Source organism: Comamonas sp. BIGb0152 (assembly GCF_024809975.1).
Lineage (GTDB): Bacteria > Pseudomonadota > Gammaproteobacteria > Burkholderiales > Burkholderiaceae_C > Comamonas.
In genome coordinates this window covers 96,224-115,085 of sequence record NZ_JANUDY010000010.1, presented here as the reverse complement: position 1 = coordinate 115,085, position 18,862 = coordinate 96,224, and the positions used below count along the sequence as shown (strand labels likewise).

Below are 18,862 nucleotides of genomic sequence, written 5' to 3'. Positions count from 1 at the left end.
CCCGCCAGCACCACCGCCACGCAGGCGCCTGCTCCTCTGGGACAGGCGCCTGCGTTCGTCTTTAACTAGCGCCCTACCGTCTCGCTCACAATGCGCCACTGGCCTTGGTCTGGCTGCAGCACCAAGGTCTTGCGGGAGTTGCTCTTCAAAGCGCCAGCCGCATAGGCCTGCACGAACCGGGCCGTGGCGCGCTCGCCGTCCACCACCACCTGCAGGTCGCTGAGCGACACGCTGATCTCGCGCTTGCCCTCGATGCGCTGGCGGCGCGATTGCGTCCATGCCGCCAGGCTGCTGCCATCGGCTGGCTTGAAGACAGGGCTGTAGGCGGCCAGGTAGCTAGCCATGTCCTGCTGGGCCCAAGCCTTGGCCCAGGCCTGCACCGCCGCTTCCACCGCTGCAGGGGAGGCATCGAGCGACGGTGTGGCTTTTGCGGCAGGCGCTGCATCCGCTGCCAGGCTTGCGCTGGCGGCTGATCGGGCAGCCTCCGCAGCAGCCAGCTGCAGCGGCGTGGCCGATGAGATGCGCTCCGCAGCGGGCGCAACCATGGCCGGCTCGGGCGCACGCACCCGGGCGGCGGGCTGCACGGGCGCCAAGACGGGTACCGGTGCCGCTGCGGGCACTGGCACTGCCGTTGCCGTCGGCAAGGCCGCCACCGGCACAGCTGCGCCCGCCTTGCCCGCTGCCATCTGGGCTATCAAGGCCTGCTTAGGCGCAATGCCCTGGCGCGCGCTGTCCAGCTCCAAGGCCTTGCCGTAGGACTGGCTGGCCATGCGGGCATACAAGTCACCCAGGTTCTCATGGGCCGTGGCATAGCCCGGCTGGGCCCGGATCGCCTGCTCCAGCGCATCGACCGCCTTGCGGTCCTGGCCTTGGGCGGCATACAGCACGGCCAGGTTGTTATAGGGCTCGGGCATGGCCGGGTAATCGCGAGCCAGTGCAGAAAAGATTTGGATGGCCTGTGTTTGCTGCTTTTGCTCGGTGGCAATCACCCCGCGCAAAAAACGCATCTCGGCGTCGGCCGGGTTCAGTTGCAAAAACTGGTCGGCCTGCAGCGCCGCCTGCTCGGTCTGCCCCTGCTCCAGAAGCTGCGCAACCGCATCCAGATCGCTGCCGGCATAAGCGGGCAGCGCCAGCAAAACGGCCGAGCCGCCCGCGCATATTGCCGCTACCCATCTGGGCAAACCTGCCTGCAATAACCCAAAGGGGCGAGAAAAGTGACGAGACGCAAGGCACATAGAGGGCTTTTTAAAGGTCATGGAAACAGAAGAAAGGCAGGCAACGGCCGGGCAGACAGGACTGCCCGATCAGCGATTTGAAAAATAGAACGACCGCAGCGGACAGCAGAAATAGTATGCGAGCCCGGCACCTGATTATTTATGTAAATTTTTATGGCATCGCTGAATTCATGATTTAAATCCTATGCACCCACAAAACACCCAATATGTACCGGCTTGCTCCGCCATAAACCCAGAACGTTACGTAACGCTCGGGGTAACAGCATTGCACATAGCTTGCCTATGGGCTCACACCATAGTTTCTGAAGCGGCACCGCTGGTTATTATTTAAAAAATACCTTTGCATTTCAACATCTTATGAAATACCAAAACAAGCCAGATAAAAAACAAAAATATGGCATGCATGTTGCACAGGCTTCCCTCAGAAAAGCCTCGTGACGCAAGTCGGAGCCCTTGCGTTTGATATTCCCCTCTCCAACAGGACAGAGAACATGACCACCTCTACCGCACTCCCCACCAGCAACGCCGCTACCGCTTCGGTCGCCCATGGCATGGCAGCCAACACCGGCGGCGCAGCAGCGATGGCCGCTTCGGCCAAGGGCACACCCGCCACCCTGTCCCAGGCCTCGGCCGGTGTGCAGATCGTGCGCGACGGCCAGACCATGGCCGCCCCGGCCGGTACGGCTTTGCAGATGGGCGACAAGATCATCGTCCCCGCCGATGGCAGCGCCCAGGCGCAGTTCACCGGCAGTGGTGGTCAAAAACTGGTCGGCACCTTTGCCGGTGGCACCGAGGCCACCCTGGGCTACCAGGCCGGTGCGGATGGCACGGGAGCCATGGCCCTGGATCTTGCGTCCGGCAAGGTGGATGTTGCCCCTGCTGGCGACGACACCGACGCACTCGGCTTGGTGGTGACACAGGAATCGGCCGAGGCGGGCGGCTCCACCCTGGGTGATTTTCTGCTCGCCGGCCTGGTGGGCGTGGGCGGCGCAGCGCTGATCGCTTCAGCGCTGGACAGTGATGACGACGACGACCGCAGCCCGCCCATCACCCCGACGAACCCTACCGACCCCACCAATCCGACAAATCCTACGAACCCCACGGATCCGACCAATCCTACGAACCCAACGGATCCCACCAATCCGACGAACCCTACGGATCCCACTAATCCTACGAACCCTACGGATCCGACCAATCCGACCAACCCTACGAACCCCACCAACCCTACGAACCCTACGAACCCCACCAATCCTACGAATCCTACGAATCCTACGAATCCTACGAATCCTACGAATCCTACGAATCCGACGAATCCTACGAATCCGACTAACCCCACGGATCCAACGAATCCAACCAATCCGACTAACCCTACGAATCCAACGGATCCCACCAATCCGACCAACCCTACGAATCCAACGGATCCCACCAATCCGACCAACCCTACGAATCCAACGGATCCCACCAATCCGACTAATCCTACGAATCCAACGGACCCCACCAATCCGACGAATCCTACGAATCCAACGGACCCAACCAATCCGACTAACCCTACGAATCCAACGGATCCCACCAATCCGACCAACCCTACGAATCCAACGGATCCCACCAATCCGACCAACCCTACGAATCCAACGGATCCCACCAATCCGACTAATCCTACGAATCCAACGGACCCCACTAATCCGACTAACCCAACCAACCCTACGGACCCGACTAATCCGACCAATCCGACCAACCCCACGGATCCCACCAACCCCACCGATCCCACGGATGGCCATGGCCTGATCACCTCGGTGGAGGATGTGTTGGCGAGCCTGGGGGGTGGCACCTTGGTGGCGCCCATCACGGACCTGGTGAATTCGCTGATCAACCCGTCCACGGGAACCCTGGCGGTAGTGACCAACGTGCTGGAGCAGCTGACCAATACCAACGGCGGCGCCCTGGGTGTGCTGACCGAGCTGGTCGATGGTCTGGTCAATATTCCCGGCCAAGGCTTGGAGCCTTTGGTGGCCACGCTCAATAGCCTGATCCAGGGCCTGGGCGAGCCTGGTGCCACCGAAGGCATCCCCGGCTTGGTGAACCAGGTGCTGGGTGGCCTGCTGGGTGAAAACAGCGTGCTGGGCGATCTGCTGGCAGGGGTCGGTGGATTGCTGGGCGGCTTGCTGGGCGGCGGCTCCGGCCAGCCACCCGGTGGAACCGACGGCCCCGGCATCGTGACCAGCGTGCAAGAGGTGGTAGACGGTTTGCTGGGCGGCACCGTGGCCGAGCCCGTGGGCCAGCTGATCGACAGCCTGCTCAACCCGACCGATGGCACGCTCGCCACCGTCACCGGTTTGCTCGAAGGCCTCACCAGCGTGGATGGCGGCCCCCTGGGTGTGCTGACCGCGTTGGTCAATGGGCTGACCCAAGTGGAGGGCCAGGCGCTGCAACCACTGATCGGCACCTTGAACGACCTGATTGCTGGCTTGGGCAATGTGGGCGAAGGGGGTCTGGGCGGCGGCCTGATCGGCGCCATCGTCGAGAACGTGCTGGGGGGCCTGATCCCTGGAGGCGGTGCTACCGATGGTGGCCTGGTCACCAGCGTGCAGGACGTGGTCGATGGTTTGCTGGGCGGCACGGTTGCCGAGCCGGTGGGCCAGCTGCTCGATAGCCTGCTCAACCCCGGCACCGGTACCCTCTCTACCGTGACCTCGGTGCTTGAAGGTTTGACCTCGGTCAACGGCGGCCCGCTCGGTGTGCTGACCGCGCTGGTCAATGGCCTGACCCAGGTAGAAGGCCAGGCACTGCAGCCCGTCATCGGCACCTTGAACGAGCTGATTGCCGGCTTGGGCAATGTGGGTGAAGGTGGTCTGGGCGGCGGCCTGATCGGCAGCATCGTCGGCGGCGTGCTGGGCGGCTTGGTGCCCGGTGGCGGCGCCACCGATGGCGGCCTGGTCACTACGGCACAAGACGTGGTGGACAGCCTGCTGGGCGGCACCGTGGCCGAGCCCGTCGGCCAGTTGCTGGACAGCCTGCTCAACCCCGGCACCGGCACCCTCGCAACGGTGACCAGCGTGCTCGAAGGCCTGACCAGCGTCGATGGCGGGCCCCTGGGTGTGCTGACCGCACTGGTCAGCGGTCTGACCCAGGTCGAAGGCCAGGCACTGCAGCCGGTCATCGGCACCTTGAACGAGCTGATTGCCGGTCTGGGCAGCCTGGGCGAAGGCGGACTGGGCGGTGGTCTGGACGGTGGTCTGATCGGCGGCATTGTTGGCGGTGTGCTGGGCGGCCTGGTCCCCGGTGGCGGCGCCACCGATGGCGGCCTGGTCACCACGGCACAAGACGTGGTGGACAACCTGCTGGGCGGCACCGTGGCCGAGCCCGTCGGCCAGCTGCTGGACAGCCTGCTCAACCCCGGCACCGGCACCCTCTCCACCGTGACCTCCGTGCTGGAAGGCCTGACCTCGGTCGAAGGCGGCCCGCTGGGCGTGCTGACCGCGCTGGTCAGCGGCCTGACCCAGGTCGAAGGCCAGGGCCTGCAACCTGTGATTGGCACCTTGAATGAGCTGATTGCCGGCCTGGGCAACCTCGGTGAAGGCGGTGTTGGCGGCGGTATCGGCGGAGGATTGGGCGGCGGCCTGATTGGCTCCGTGGTCGGCGGCGTGCTGGGTGGGCTCACAGGCGGCAACGGCGGTTTGCTCGGTGGTCTGACCGGTGAAGGCGGGCTGCTCGGCGGTGTGCTGGGTTCGGAAGGCGGCCTGCTGGGCGGCCTGACCGGTGACGATGGCCTCTTGGGCGGTGTGCTCGGCGGCAACGGCGGCCTGCTCGGCGGCTTGACGGGTGAAGGCGGTCTGCTGGGCGGCGTACTCGGCTCCGAAGGCGGCTTGCTCGGTGGCCTCACCGGTGAAGGCGGTCTGCTGGGAGGCCTGACCGGTGACGGTGGCCTGCTCGGCGGCAACGGCGGACTGTTGGGTGGACTGACCGGTGACGGTGGTTTGCTCGGCGGGCTGCTGGGCAGCGGCTCGGGCGGCGCAGATGGCAGCGGTGTGGTGAGCACGGCGCAAAACCTGGTGGGCGACCTGGTCGGCAACACGGTGGCAGCACCGGTCAGTGCGGTGGTCGATACCTTGCTGGATCCGCAAAGCGGTGTGCTGGCACCCGTCACCAGCGTGGTCGAGAGCCTGACCAACACCAGCAATGGCCCACTCGGTGTGGTGACCTCCGCTGTCAACGGTTTGACCCAGATACCCGGCCAGGCGCTGGAGCCAGTCGTTGCTGCTGTGCACGATGTCGTTGCAGGGCTGAGCGGCGGTGGCTCGGATGGTGCGGTCGGCGGCTTGCTGGGCGGGCTTACGGGTGAAGGCGGCCTGCTGGGCGGCCTGACCGGTGACGGCGGCCTGCTCGGCGGGGTCGTTGGCGGAAATGGCGGCTTGCTCGGTGGGCTGACTGGTGACGGCGGCCTGCTCGGCGGCATCGTCGGTGGCGCAGTCGGCGGCAACGGTGGCTTGCTCGGTGGTCTCACCGGCGAAGGCGGCCTGCTCGGCGGTCTGCTGGGCGCAGGCTCCGGCGGCACCGATGGCAGCGGCGTCGTGACCGGTGTCCAGACCCTGGTGGACAACCTGGTAGGCAGCACCGTGGCCGAACCGGTCAATACGGTGGTCGATGCCTTGCTGGATCCGCAAAGCGGCGCCCTGGCGCCCGTCACCAGCGTGGTCGAGAACCTGACCAGCACCAGCAGCGGCCCACTCGGTGTGGTCACCTCGGCCGTCAACGCGCTGACCCAGGAGCCGGGCCAGGCGCTGGAGCCCGTCGTCTCCGCTGTGCACGACGTCGTTGCGGGCCTGGGTGGCGTCACTTCGGGCGGCGGAGCAGCCGGCCTGGGCGGCGCGGTCGACAGCCTGCTGGGGGACCAAGGCGTGCTGGGCGCTGTGCTCGGCACCTCCGGCACGGCAGGTGGCGTGCTCGGCGGCCTGACCGGCGAAGGTGGCCTGGTCACCGGTTTGCTGGGTGACGGCGGGCTGGTCGGTGGCCTGCTGGGTGGCAACACGGGCCTGCTCTCGGGCATTACCGGCGACCACGGTCTGGTGGGCGGTTTGCTCGGCGGCCAGGGTCTGCTGGGTGGATTGCTCGGCGGCACGGCGGCCCCGCACTTTGTGGCCAGCACTGCCGGCTCGGCCTTGCAGCCGGTGGCCACGTCCATCAGCAGCCTGGCCAGCGGCGATGCACACAGCGTGCTGCCCCAAGACCTGCTGCACCACCAATTGGCCTGATGCAAGGCGCGCCAAGCGCTGATCAGTGACCCCCTTCTGCCCCTGGGTCCGCAGCGCTTGCCTGGCAACAGGCAAGCGCGGGGCCCAACCAAGGATTGCCATGTTGAAACTTCTACCCCTTTGCCTCGCTGCAGGGCTGGCCTTCGGCTTGACCGCCTGCGGCACCAGCGCAACCAGCTCCAAGCGCGCAGAACACCATTACGCGCTGGCCAAACCGGCCGCAGAACCGGCCCAATCCGGCGTGGCCCCCGTGGTGGCCAGCGCGCAGCCCGGCAAAAAAGGCCCTGCCGATACCGCCCATGTGGTGTATTTCGACTTCGATGACTACAGCGTGCGCCCCGCCGACCGCCCCATTCTGGAGAGCCATGCGCGCTGGATGCGCAGCCACCCCGGCCAGTCACTGACCCTGCAGGGCCACACCGATGCGCGCGGCGGCATCGAGTACAACCTGGCGCTGGGCCAAAAGCGCGCTGAGTCGGTGCGCAGCAGCTTGCAGACTCTGGGCGTTGATCCTGCACGCACCGAGGCCGTCAGTTACGGCAAAGAGCGGCTGGCCGACCCCGGCCAGAGCGAAGAGGCCCACCAGCGCAACCGCCGGGTGGAGCTGGAATACCGTTGATTGCGGGCCGCCTGCGCGGCGCGCAGCCCCCCATCCCCGCCGTTCGTCTGACCCCGCACCCAGGAGGGCCTGTGTTGGCGCAACAAGCATCCCCGCAGCGCAAGGAGCTCGGTCTGGCCCAGCAGATGGCCCTGGGCCTGGACTACCTCAAGACACGCCTGAGCCCCTTGCCCGAGCCCTTCTCCGACTGCATCTTGCTGATGAGCGTATCAACGCCGGGCGAGCCTGCAGCCACCTTTTATGTGCGCCGCCCCACGCTGGCCGCGGCCTGGCGCGCGGGCACCACCCAGGTGCGGCAGTGGGCCTGGAGCCGCCGCCTCGATTGCCTGGAGCTGCGCGTCGACTGGCCCTTGGAGATCAGCGCGATGGATAGCGTGCCCGTTTCTGCCAGCCACCGGCAGGCGGCATCGGCCTGGGCGGTCGCAGACGAGAGTCTGGAGTCCGTCCAGCTGCTGGCGCCCCAGGCCGGCTTGGCGGCAAGCTCGGCGCAGACCGCCGTGGAACGCAGCCTCGCGCTGCGCGCTGCGCGCACGCCCCGCCCCCACTGGTTGCTCCAGCTCCAGGGGCTGTTTTTGAGCAGCGAGGGCCAGCTCGCCAGCCTTCCCCGCAGCGATGCCGCTACCGCTGAGGCACATGCCGAGGCCAGCCTGGTGGTGCTGCAGGCGCTGGCAGCGCCGGTACCAGCCCAGAGCCAAGGGGACAGCGCACATGTGCAGGCCTTGTGTGCCCGGCTCTATGCCCTGCTGCTGGTGCAGCAGCACCTGGGCCAGGCGGCGGCGGCGCAGCGGGGGCTGGCGCAGTTGCTGGCCAGGGCCGCCCAGCAGCTGTGCCAGCAGATCGAGCCGCAGCCGCCGCAGTCGCCACTGGCGTCCCAGGCCCAGCCGCTGACCCATGCACTGTGCCTGCTGGTCCTGGCCCGCTACGCACAGCACCAGCGTGGCGAGCGGGCAGACCCCGTGCTGCCACTGCTGGCGCAACTGGCCAGGCAAAGTGCGGGGCGGCAAAGCCCGCCCTTGCAGCCCATCGCCCGCGCTGATCCGGCTGCCGCCTGGCACCTGGTGGCGCAAGCGGCCTATGCGGACAGCCTGGCAGCGGGCAGCGCCAGCCCAGCCCCTGGCCTGGACCCAACGCAAGCAGACGCCGGTATTGCCGCACAAGACTTCGCCCCGTTGGAGGCGATGACACGCCACTGGCTGCAGTGGCACCTGCTGGCACACGGGGGCGTGCCCGCGCCGGAGCCGGATTGGACGGTGATTGCCGTGGCCGAGTTGGCTTTGCAGCCCGGCTTGGCGGGCGCCCGCCGCCACCTGCAAAGCAGCAGCTGGCTCGCATCGCTGCGCCAGCCGCTGCAGGCCAGCTTGCCGCAAAGAATTCGCCCGGAAACCGCCATGTTTCTGCCGCCCGACACCCGGGCCAGCACGGCATTTATCGAGCGCTTTGCGCTTGCAGACCCGCAGCAGGCCAGCAACTGGTGTGTGTACCAATGGATTCAGAGTATTTTTGTACCGCAACTATTAGATTTCTGAATGGCAATTTATTTATTTTGTTGAACATTTAAACAGTTTCAACACGGCAATTAATCCCAATAGCTTTGTTGAATGATTTTTTATACCAGCACTATATTTACTAACTGCCCAAATTAGATTTGTCATAAAAAAATACAATTTCTTACGATCGTTCATTCGGGATATGTTTGATGAAAATCAAAGCAGAATGGCAAAAATGCCTATGCAGCAAGAGTTTGTGTTTTTGAGTTAATAACAAAAATCAATAAAAAAAATAGGTTTGTTGCGCAGCGGAACTGTAACGTTGCTGAGTGGAATTGGGAGAGACCATCATGATTGAATACCTGTTACCCCGTGCATTGGTGCCCCGCACCGATGCCTCGGTGCAGGCCCAGGAGGCCGAAGCGGCAACGGCCAGCCCGTTCGCCTCTGCCATCGCGACCTCCTTTACCCATGCCAAAGGCCATTTGCACCAGGCCGCCTGGCTGTCACTGCCCATCAGCTTGCTGGGCCTGTTGCCCTCCATCTTCTTGCTGCAGGTCTACAACCGCGTCATCTCGCGTGGCGGCATTGCCACGCTCACGGCCATGGTCGCCGGCGTGCTGTGCATGTTGGCACTAGAGCTGTACCTGCGCCGCAGGCGTGCCCGAGCCCTGCGCGAAGCCGGCGCCACGATTGACCGCGAGGTCTCGCAAAGCCTGATGCGCGCCATGCTCGGTCACCCGCTGCTCAGCCTGGAGCAGCGCTCATCCACCCAGTGGCTGCAATTGTTCCGCGATGTGGGCTCCATGCGCTCCTGCATCTCCGGCGGGGTGGCCTCGTCGGTGCTGGATTTGCCGATGGCGCTGCTGGCGCTGGTGGTCATCGGCATCATCGCCTGGCCCGTGCTGCCGGTGATTGTCGTCGCCATGCTTGTTCTAGGCGTGCTGGCCTGGTGGTGGGCTGACGAGGTGCGCAGTGGCCGGGTGGAAGAAGTGGAGCAGGCGCGCCAGCTCGACCGGGGCACGGCGGAGATCTGCAATGCCCGCGCCACGCTCAAAGTGCTGGGCTACGACGCCGCCGCCCAGCAGGCCTGGCAATCGGGTTACGACCGCTGGTTGGCAGAGAGCTTTGAGAAAAACGGCGAGATGGAGAACGCCAAGGAAAGCAGCCATGTGTTGCTGACCCTGTTCTCGGTGGCCGTCATCACTGTGGGTGCCTTGGCCATCAATGCGCAGTGGATGAGCATCGGCAGCCTGATGGCGGTGAACCTGCTGTCGGGCAAGGCCCTGGGCCCGATTGCCCAGCTGGCCAGCAACTGGCGCTCGCTGGCCCGCGCCAACGAGGCCACCGCCCGCCTGCAAGCGGTCTTGCAAGAACCGCTGGAGCCCGAGAGCCAGCGCATCGCCCTGCCCCGCCCGCGTGGTGTGTTCCGTCTGGAGCAGGCCAGCTTCCAGTACCCTTCGGGCCATCTGGCGCTGGACCAGGTCTCGCTGCAGATCGGACCGGGCGGCATCCATGCCATCCTGGGCCGCAATGGCGCGGGCAAATCCACCTTGGCCAAGCTGCTTGCCGGCCTGTACCAGCCCACCCAGGGCACGATCTCGATCGACGAGTACGACATGGCGCAGTTCCCGCGCAACGACCTGGGCCGCTGGGTGGGCTGCCTCGCCCAACAAACCTACTGGTTCAGCGGCCCCATCGTAGATATTCTGCGCATGGTCAGCCCCGATGCCGATGACGGCCAGATCCTCGCCGCCTGCCAGCTGTCGGGTGCACACGGCTTTATCAGCCGCCTGCCCCAGGGCTACCAAACCGTGCTGGGTGAAGGGGGTGCAGGCCTGTCGGCCGGCGAGCTGCGCAAACTGGGCCTGGCCCAGCTGTTTTTGCGCAACCCCTCGGTGCTCATCCTCGATGAGCCAAGCAACGACCTGGATTTCGAGAGCGAAACGACCCTGCTGCAAACCTTGCGCCAGATTGCCAGCAAGCACACCGTCATCATCGTCACCCATTCGCTGCGGGTGGCCTCGCTCGCCCAGCACATCTACCATGTGCGCGGCGACGGCCAGGTGGACCAGGGCAAGCCCGAGCAGATGCTGCCCTTGCTTTTTGGCGTCAGCAGCAAGCCCGCAGCCAACGCCGCCGCAGCGCAGGCAGCGCCCTCGGCGCCCGCCGGCCCGGCCCTGCGTGAGGAGCTGGCATCATGAACGCCCCCCGCGCACTGCACCAGCTGCCCCAGGTGCTGCAAAACCTGGAGCCCGCAGCCGCCCCCGGCACGCCCCGGCCCGGCCGCAACCAGCGCCGTCTGTTGCTGGCGGCCCTGGGGGTGCTGGTCATGGTGGGCCTGTTTTACCCGGTGGAGAACGTCGTGGTCGCCAGCGGCCAGGTCATCCCCTCGGACCGGGTGCAGACGGTGCAACATCTGGAAGGCGGCATTGTCACCACCGTGCACATCAAGGAAGGCCAAGAAGTCCGCCGGGGCGAGCCCCTGCTGGAGATTGACCTGGGCGGCAGCAGCCTGAACCTGGAGCAGTTGACGGCCCGCAACGCCACCGCCCAGGCCAGCCGCACCCGCCTGACGGCCGAGAGCCAGGGCCAGGCCCTCAAGGCGACAGATTTCCCCCGCGATCTGGAGAGCAAGATCGTGCGCGCCGAGCTGGGGGCTTTCTCCTCACGCGCGCTGGAGTACCAGGGCAGCCTGGCATCCAGCCAGGCCATGCTGCTGCAGGCCCGGGGCGATGTGGCCCAAAGCCAGGCCCGCATCGATGGGCTGCGCAGCAGCCTGGCCCTGCATGAGCAAGAAGCGGCCATCGCCCGGCAACTGGCTGCCGAGCAGCTGATCGGCCAGCTCGAAGTGCTGGACAAGCAGCGCGCCCTCACCCTGGTGCGCACCGATCTGGCCGCCGCTACGCAAAGCCTGGTCAGCAACCGCGCCAAGGTCGAGCAGGCCCAGGCCAAGATCCTCGAAACCCAGGGCGCGTTCCGGCGCCGTGCCTCCGAAGAGCTGGCCCAGACCGAGCGCGAACTGCTCAGCCTGACCGAGGACCTGGCCCGCGCCCGCAACCAGCGCAGCCGCACGGTGGTGCTGGCCCCGACCGACGGCGTCGTCAAAGGGCTGCGCAGCTCGGGCGCTGGTTGGGTGGTCAAGCCCGGCGAGGCCATTTTGGAGGTGGTGCCTGACAAGGACGAGGTCATCGTCGAGGCGCGCCTGAACCCGGCCGACCGGGGCTATGTGCGCGCCGGCCAGGCCACCAAGGCCAAGGTCAGCGCTTACGACTACCTGCGCTACGGCTTTGTGCCCGGCAAGGTCACCTTGGTATCGGCCGATGCCGACCACGACCCGAACGTGCCCGATTCGCCCTCGTATTTCCGCATCCAGGCCAGCCTGGCCCAGCCCTGGGTGGGCCGTGCGGACAACCGCATCACCACCGGCATGCAGGCCGAGCTCGATCTGTTGCTGGGGCGCGAACCCTTTATCTGGTACTTGCTGCGCCCCGTGCTGCATATCCAGAGCGAAGCCTTCCGGGAGCCTTGAGCGATGCACATGCACCTCTTTGCCCCCCCACCCCGCCCCGGCGCTGCAGGCCCCTCGGTCCGCAGCCTGCTGTGCGCGCTGGCGCTGGCCGTGTCCAGCGGCGAGCTGCAGGCCCAGGGCTTTTCTGACGGCACGGCGCCCCTGCCCGGCACCGAGCAGGCCGATACCATGCCGGTGCTGGAGATGCCGCTGCGCGTGCAGCGCGCCGATGCCCCGGGCCATGCGGATGCAGCGCCAGCCGCCGCCCGCTCTGCCCCCGCCGGCCCCTCTCTGCAGCTGGCACCCAAGCTCACCCCCAGCACCTTGGCAGGCAAATCGGCACAGCAGCAGTTGCTGGGCGCGCTCTACACCATGCTGAGCGAGCACCCCGATGTGCGCAAGGCACGCGCCGCGGTTGAATCTGCGGGCTACGACACCCATACGGCCGAAGGCGCACGCTGGCCCACGTTCAAGCTGGGCACCTCGGCCGGCAATGCGGCCCTGCCCCAGGGCGGGCGGCGCAGCTCATACACGGCGGTGAATGCCGAAGTGCGCATGAACCTGCTCGATGGCGGCGCCATCAGTGCCGGCATCCAGTCGGCGCAGTCGATGGAAGCGGCGCAAGGCAGTGCCCTCTACACCACACGCCAAAACGTGCTGCTCGAAGCCCTGTCGGCACTCTTGGAGCTGCACCGCTTTGAGACCAAGTCCCGCATCGCCGCCGAATCCGCCGACATCATCGGCCATCTGGCCAGGGTCGAAGAGCGCCGCGCCGAGCTGGGCGCAGTAGGCCGCAATGATTTGCGCCAGGCAGCCTCGCGCCGCGCCAGCGCGCTGGCCCAGCAAAATGCGTTGCAGGCCCAGCGCATCGATGCGCAGGCCCGCTTTACCCGTTACTTCAACTACATCCCCAGCCTCGCCTGGCTGCCCGCGCCCCAGGTGCCGACGTTCTGGGTGCCCAGCAACGAGCAAGCCGCGCTGATGGCGGCCGAAGACCAAAGCGCCGAGCTGCGCGAAATCGGACACCTGATCGAGCGCGCCCAGGCCGAGGTCGACCGCAGCAAGGCCCAGCGCTGGCCCACCGTGGCTGCCGTGGTATCGCACACCCGCGACCCCAAGAGCGTGCTCTACACCGAAGGCACGCGCTACGGGGTGGAGCTGAACTGGAACTTTGGCAATGGCTTTGAGCTGCGCGACCGCATCCTCAAGGCCATCAGCGAGCTGCAAGCCCAGCAGGCCCAGCAAGAGGCGGTGCGCCGCCAGGTGCATGAGGCCGCCTCGTCCGCCTGGGGCCGCTGGCAGGCTGGGCGCGAGCGCGAAGTGCAGCTGCGCGATGCCGTGCGCGAAGCCAGCGCCGCCTTTGACGGTTACCGGCGCCTGATGGAAGTGGGCCGGGGCAACCTGTCGCAGGTGCTCGATGCCCAGCTCGATGTGCAGCGTTTGATGCTGGACGCCGCCGACGCCATGTATGACCAGCGCATCAACGAATTGCGCCTGACCCGCACCACCGGCCAGTTGCTGCCCCGCGACTTGCCCGAACACTGGCTGGACCAGCTCTTTGCCCAGCACGCTCCCCATGCCCCCGCGCCTGCCACGGCGCAGCGTCCCCTTTACAGCCCTGGCACTGCGCCCCTGGCCAGCAGCCGCGCAGCCCCTGCCCGGCCCAGCCCCCCCTACCCCGCCCCCCCTGTTTTGACGGCGCAGCGCCTGCCGCTGCGCCTGGACCACCGCTGGGACACGCAGCTACTCAAACAGCTGCCAAGCCCCGGTGCTGCCAGCGCGCTGCGCTGGTAGCGGCAGACGAGGTACAGGTTTCCACAGCGACAGGCGCTTGCCCACGCCTGCCACTGTTTTTCAGCTGGGCTATGTAAATGGAGAGCATCATGACCAACATCATCAAAAACTTCTGGAACGATGAAGAAGGCGCGACCGCCATTGAGTATGGGTTGATTGCGGGGCTGATCTCAGTGGCCATCATCGCAGTGCTGACCACCATGGGAGGCAGTCTGAACACCTTGTTTGGCTATATCAGCGACGCGCTGTCCGGAGTGAGCGCACCCTGAGCGATCAGCCGTGGCAACCACTGCCTTCACCTGGCTCCTGCTGCTATGGCTTATCGCCATAGCCGTCATGGACCTGCGCAGCCGCAAGGTGCGCAACTGGATGGTGCTGCTGGGCCTGGGAACGGGTCTGGTAGCGCTGTTCGGGGGTGCGCAACCGCTGGATCTGCTGGCCTGGCAAGGGCTGGCGGGGATGGCGGTCGCGTTTGCCGCCTTGCTGCCGCTCTATGCCATCCGCTGGATGGGTGCGGGCGATGTCAAGTTTGCCGCAGTGGCCGGTCTCTGGTTTGGGCTGTCCGCCCATCTGCTGGTGATCTGGCTGGGTGCCAGCTTGCTGGCCGGTCTGCATGGCATGGCGGTGCTGGGCTGGCGCAGTCTGGCTCGCAGCCCCCAAGGGGCCATGCTGCAGGCTAGGCTGCCGCTGCGCTGGGCACCGCTGCTGCAACCCGCCACTGCCACCGGCGCAGAAACTACCGCAACAGGCCAGCCGGCACGCGGCCCAGTGCGCAGCATTCCTTACGCCGGCTATATGGCCCTGGTTGCCATCGTGCTGCTGCTGCGCAACACAGGCCCTCTGCACGGCTAAGGACGACACGCATGCGCCTCAACCCTCCGCCCTTTTTCATGTGCTTTGCTGTCGCCCCCTCGGCAGCACGCGCTGCCGCGACAGCAAAGCACATGCCGCATTCAACGCCAAGGAGCCCTCGACCATGAACGCCACCAAGATACTTGCCGGCCTGCTGCTGGTATTAGCCTTGGCCCTGGGCCTGGGCGCCTTGCTGCTGGGCCGCCAGTCGGCCAACCGGCCTGCTGCACCAATCACCGCGCCCAGTAGCGCCGCAGAACAGGCGGCCCCCACTTTCCCAGTCGTGGTGGCCGCCAAGCCCCTGGCCGCAGGCCAGCGCCTGGTTGACGGCGATACCAAGCTCGCGCAACTGCCAGTTGCCGTGGCGTCCAGCTTCTCCAGCACCGACCAGGTGCAGGGCCGCACCACCACGATGGCCTTGGCGGCCGATGCGCCGCTGTTTGAGCAGCAGCTGATCAGCGGCCTGGCATTGCAGGTGGAGCCAGGGCAACGGGCCGTGTCTGTGGCCGTCAAAGAGCCCATGGCCGCTGGCCACCATGTGCGCCCGGGTGACTTTGTCGATGTGTTCTTTACCTTGGATGGCAAGACCGATGAGGCCCAGGTGGACACCCAGACCCGCCTGCTGATGGCGCGCAGCCGTGTGCTGGCCTATGGTGCGGCCAGCGTCGAGAACCCACCCCTCACCCCGGCCCAGCGCCAGCAAGAAGAGCAAGAGGCCGCCAAAACCGGCAGCAATTCCAACAATGCTGCCCGGCGCAATACGCAGGATGGCCGCAATGCGGCGACCGCCGTGCTGGCCGTGCCGCTGGCCGATGTCGAACGCCTGACGCTGGCCGAGCGCTATGGCCAGCTGACCTTGGCCTTGCGCCACCCCGATGACAGCCGTGTGCCGGACCCGGCCCTGTTTGCCGCGCTGCCCACCGCACTCCAGCCTGCCGCCGGCAAGCTGGCCAAGGGCGAGCAGCTGCAGGACATGGACCGCTCCTTTGCCGGCCTGCGCTTCAAGGACCTGGCCACCGGCGCCGACAGCAAGCCTGCCCGCCGGCCACCCGCAGCGACGGTGGCAAGCGCCCCGGCGCCCACCGCGCCCGTGGCCCGACCGCGCACGGTGGAGGTGTACCAGGGCGCCAGCGTGCAGACCGTGCGCTACTGACGATAGCGCGCAGCTTGCTGCGCCCCTACAGACGCCTGAAGGTCTGAAGGCCCAGCGAACAAAACGAGACAGACGAGGGAAACGACCATGAGAACACCAGCACTTGCATCTGCCGCCTGCCTCCCCCTGCTGGCCTGCAGCCTGGCTGTGCAGGCCCAGGCCCCAGCCCAGGTGCTTGCGCCCGCCGCCGGCACGGCGCAGCCCCTGGCCCTGGTCCAGGGCCAGCAGCAGCTGTTCAAGCCCGGCATCGCCATTGCCCGCATTGCCATCGGCGACCCCGCCGTACTGGATGTGCAGGTCCTGGGCGAGCTGCCGCAGACCGGCCGGCCAGCGGCCAAAGCTTCTGCAGCCCGGCCTGCCCGCGCTGCCGAGCTGCTGCTGACGCCCAAGGCGGCTGGCGGCACCACCTTGATGGTCTGGCCCAGCCAGGGCGAACCCCAGACCTGGAACGTGGTGGTCAGCGGCCCGCGTTTGCTGCTGGAGCGCCGCCTGCGCTCCTTGCCCGCCCATGCGCAGGCGCTGAACGAGCTGGCCCTGACAGCCCCCAAGGGCACCCCTCTGGCCGACCGCTCCCAAGTGGATGTGCGCAGCAACACCGTGCAGGTCGATGTACAGGTGGTGGAGTTCAAGAAATCCGCCATGCGCCGCGCAGGCGTGCAGCTCAACAGCGGCGGCGCCAATGACCATGGCTTCCAGTTCGGCGTCTACACCCCCGGCAGCAATGGCAGCAGCAGCGGAGGCTCCTCAGGTAGCGGTAACGGCGGCAGCGACGGCGGCACCACGGCCATTGCCAGCGCGATGAACCTGGTGCTGGGGTTTGGCCGGGCCTTTAGCGGCCGGGGCATCACCGCGCAGCTGGTTTTTTTGGAGGGCAATGGCCTGGCGCGCGTGCTGGCCAAGCCCACCTTGGTGGCCCACAGCGGCCAGACCGCCAGCTTTCTGGCCGGTGGCGAGATCCCCATCCCCGTGCCCAGCGGCGGCAGCAACAATATCTCCATCCAGTACAAGGAGTTTGGCGTCAAGCTGCAGCTGACGCCCACCATCCTGTCCAATGAACGCATTGCGCTCAAAGTCGCGCCCGAGGCCAGCGACCTGGACTACACCCAGGGCGTGACCATCAACGACATCTCGGTGCCAGCCCTGCGCACCCGCCGTGCTGACACCTTTGTCGAGCTGGCCGATGGCGAGAGTTTTGTCATTGGCGGCCTGGTCAGCCGCTCCACCTTGTCCAACGTCAAAAAGGTGCCCTTGCTTGGCGACCTGCCCATTTTGGGCACCTTCTTCAAGAACCTGGACTACTCCCAGGAAGAGACCGAGCTGGTGATCATCGTCACCCCGCGCCTGGTGCAACCGCTGCCAGCCGGCACCAACCTGGAGGCCTTGCTGCCCGGCGCGCAGCAGGAGCTGCCCAATGCCGGCCGCGTCTGGGCGCCTTATGCCGTAGGTGCGCCCTACGCAGACTCCCCATTGCCCGGCTTTTCGTACTGATGCCATGAACAAGGATTCCCTCGCCCCCCACAGCGCCGGCCCGGCGGCCGAGAGCCCGTCGCTGGCCGACCTGCTCACGCCCCGGCCTGGGCAGGCCAAGCCGCTGCAGCAGCCGCCCGTACAGGGGCAGGCCGACGCTACTGAGCGCCCCGCTTTGCGCGCCGTGCCACCCAGCCTGGGCCCCGTGCCCAGCGCCGGCGCGCAGGCCCCCGAAGCGATGGCCAGCGTGCCGCTGCTGCTGGTGCAAGCCCCCCAGCCCCAAGGCGCATTGGCCCTGGTCTGGATGCAGCGCCTGCTGGCCGGCGCCCAGCCCCACCTGGCGCAAAGCCTGTATACCGTGGCCGAACAGGTGCAGCAGCTGCAGCCCCAAGCCGTGCTGGTGCAGTTCGACAGCGCCAATGTCGAGGCAGCCACGGCGCTGGTGGCCCAGCTGCAGCAGGCCTTTCCGCACATACCGCGCCTGGCCATTGGCCATGCACAAGACGCCCAATGCCTGCTGGCAGCGCTGCGCGCCGGGGTGCAGGATTTTCTGGACCTGGACGCCCCCATGGATGCCGCCCAGCGCGTGATCGGCCAATTGCTGGCACGCCCGGCGGCCGTGGACCAGCGCCACGCCGATGCCGCGCCCATCACTGCGCTGCTCTCGGCCCGCGCCGGCTTGGGCTGCAGCCTGCTGGCCTCGCACCTGGCCTGGCAGCTGCAAGAGCGCCTGGCACCGGCGCGCGCGGCCCGGGGCGCTGCCGCCCAGGCCCCTGACGATGCCCAGACCCTGCACAGCGTGCTGCTGGACATGGGGGCCAGCGGCGGGGACTGCGCGATTTACCTCAACACCCCGGGCGAGTTCAGCCTGGCCGATGCGCTGCGCCAGCAGCGTCGCCTGGACAAGCGCATGGCCGCCAGTGCGCTGTCGCGCCACCCCAGTGGGCTGCGGTTGCTGACCATGCCCCGCCACAGCGCTGCGCCCCAGCCCGGCGAGATTGATGCGCTGCTGCAGCGCTTGGCCCAGTACTTTGACCACCTGGTGCTGGACCTGGGCGCCGACACCCCCTTGCCCGTGATGGCCGAGGTGCTGCCCCAGGCTGACCAGATCTGGCTGGTCTGCGACCAGAGCGTGGCCAGCGTGGTCTGGAGCGCCGAGCTGCTGCAGCAGTTGCAGGCCATCGGCATCGCCCAAGAGCGCATCGCCTTGATCGTCAACCGCCATGACAGCAGGCTGGAGCTGGCGGCTGCCCATATTGCGGCCCAGCTGCAACTGCCGCTGCTGGCCCCCATTCCTGAGCGGCGGCGCCCTTTGATGCAAGAGGTCAACCGAGGCCAGCTGCTGCAGTGGCAGCGCAACAGCGAGCCCTATGTGAAGGCGGTGTGCCAGCTGGCCCAGCTGCTGCTGAACCAGCACCACCCGCAGCAAGCCGCCGGCCCCCGTGCCTCGGCCGGGCCATTGCAACACCTTCTCCAGCGCCTGCGCGGCCATTGA

12 protein-coding genes are annotated in these 18,862 nt (G+C 66.8%); 11 read left to right on the top strand and 1 reads right to left on the bottom strand.

The annotated features are described in order from the left end of the window. Positions 1-65: 65 nt before the first annotated feature. Entirely contained in the window at positions 66-1,181 is a 1,116-nt protein-coding gene (locus M2375_RS18430; RefSeq protein ID WP_259169392.1) for a tetratricopeptide repeat protein, read from the bottom strand. 545 nt (positions 1,182-1,726) lie between these two features. On the opposite strand from M2375_RS18430, the gene M2375_RS18425 reads away from it, so the two are divergent. The 11 genes from M2375_RS18425 to M2375_RS18375 all read left to right on the top strand — a co-directional run bounded on the left by M2375_RS18425 (position 1,727) and on the right by M2375_RS18375 (position 18,862). Further along, entirely contained in the window at positions 1,727-6,484 is a 4,758-nt protein-coding gene (locus M2375_RS18425) for a hypothetical protein (RefSeq protein ID WP_259169391.1), read from the top strand. Positions 6,485-6,584: 100 nt separating this feature from the next. After that, complete coding sequence (locus tag M2375_RS18420; protein WP_259169390.1) at positions 6,585-7,103, top strand: OmpA family protein; 519 nt, start codon at positions 6,585-6,587, stop codon at positions 7,101-7,103. Positions 7,104-7,174: 71 nt separating this feature from the next. After that, the gene (locus tag M2375_RS18415; protein ID WP_259169389.1) at positions 7,175-8,629 is read left to right on the top strand and encodes a hypothetical protein; all 1,455 of its coding nucleotides are present in this window, start codon (positions 7,175-7,177) and stop codon (positions 8,627-8,629) included. Positions 8,630-8,940: 311 nt separating this feature from the next. Beyond that, on the top strand, positions 8,941-10,794 hold the full coding sequence (locus M2375_RS18410) for a peptidase domain-containing ABC transporter (protein WP_259169388.1): 1,854 nt from the start codon (positions 8,941-8,943) through the stop codon (positions 10,792-10,794). Next, positions 10,791-12,122 carry an HlyD family type I secretion periplasmic adaptor subunit gene (locus M2375_RS18405; RefSeq protein ID WP_259169386.1) on the top strand — a complete coding sequence of 444 codons (1,332 nt, stop codon included), beginning with the start codon at positions 10,791-10,793 and terminating at the stop codon, positions 12,120-12,122. Before M2375_RS18410 ends, M2375_RS18405 begins: the two co-directional genes overlap by 4 nt. Positions 12,123-12,131: 9 nt before the next feature. Continuing rightward, positions 12,132-13,895 (top strand): TolC family protein, encoded by a 1,764-nt coding sequence (locus tag M2375_RS18400; protein ID WP_259169384.1) that lies wholly within the window; start codon positions 12,132-12,134, stop codon positions 13,893-13,895. 89 nt (positions 13,896-13,984) lie between these two features. After that, positions 13,985-14,164, top strand: coding sequence for a Flp family type IVb pilin (locus M2375_RS18395; RefSeq protein ID WP_259169382.1), 180 nt, complete (start codon positions 13,985-13,987; stop codon positions 14,162-14,164). Positions 14,165-14,174: 10 nt separating this feature from the next. After that, the gene (locus M2375_RS18390) at positions 14,175-14,747 is read left to right on the top strand and encodes a prepilin peptidase (protein WP_259169380.1); all 573 of its coding nucleotides are present in this window, start codon (positions 14,175-14,177) and stop codon (positions 14,745-14,747) included. 124 nt (positions 14,748-14,871) lie between these two features. Then, the gene (gene cpaB / locus M2375_RS18385) at positions 14,872-15,900 is read left to right on the top strand and encodes a Flp pilus assembly protein CpaB (protein WP_259169379.1); all 1,029 of its coding nucleotides are present in this window, start codon (positions 14,872-14,874) and stop codon (positions 15,898-15,900) included. An 87-nt stretch (positions 15,901-15,987) separates the two neighbouring features. Continuing rightward, positions 15,988-17,388 (top strand): type II and III secretion system protein family protein, encoded by a 1,401-nt coding sequence (locus M2375_RS18380; protein ID WP_259169376.1) that lies wholly within the window; start codon positions 15,988-15,990, stop codon positions 17,386-17,388. 4 nt (positions 17,389-17,392) lie between these two features. Next, complete coding sequence (locus M2375_RS18375; protein WP_259169374.1) at positions 17,393-18,862, top strand: pilus assembly protein CpaE; 1,470 nt, start codon at positions 17,393-17,395, stop codon at positions 18,860-18,862.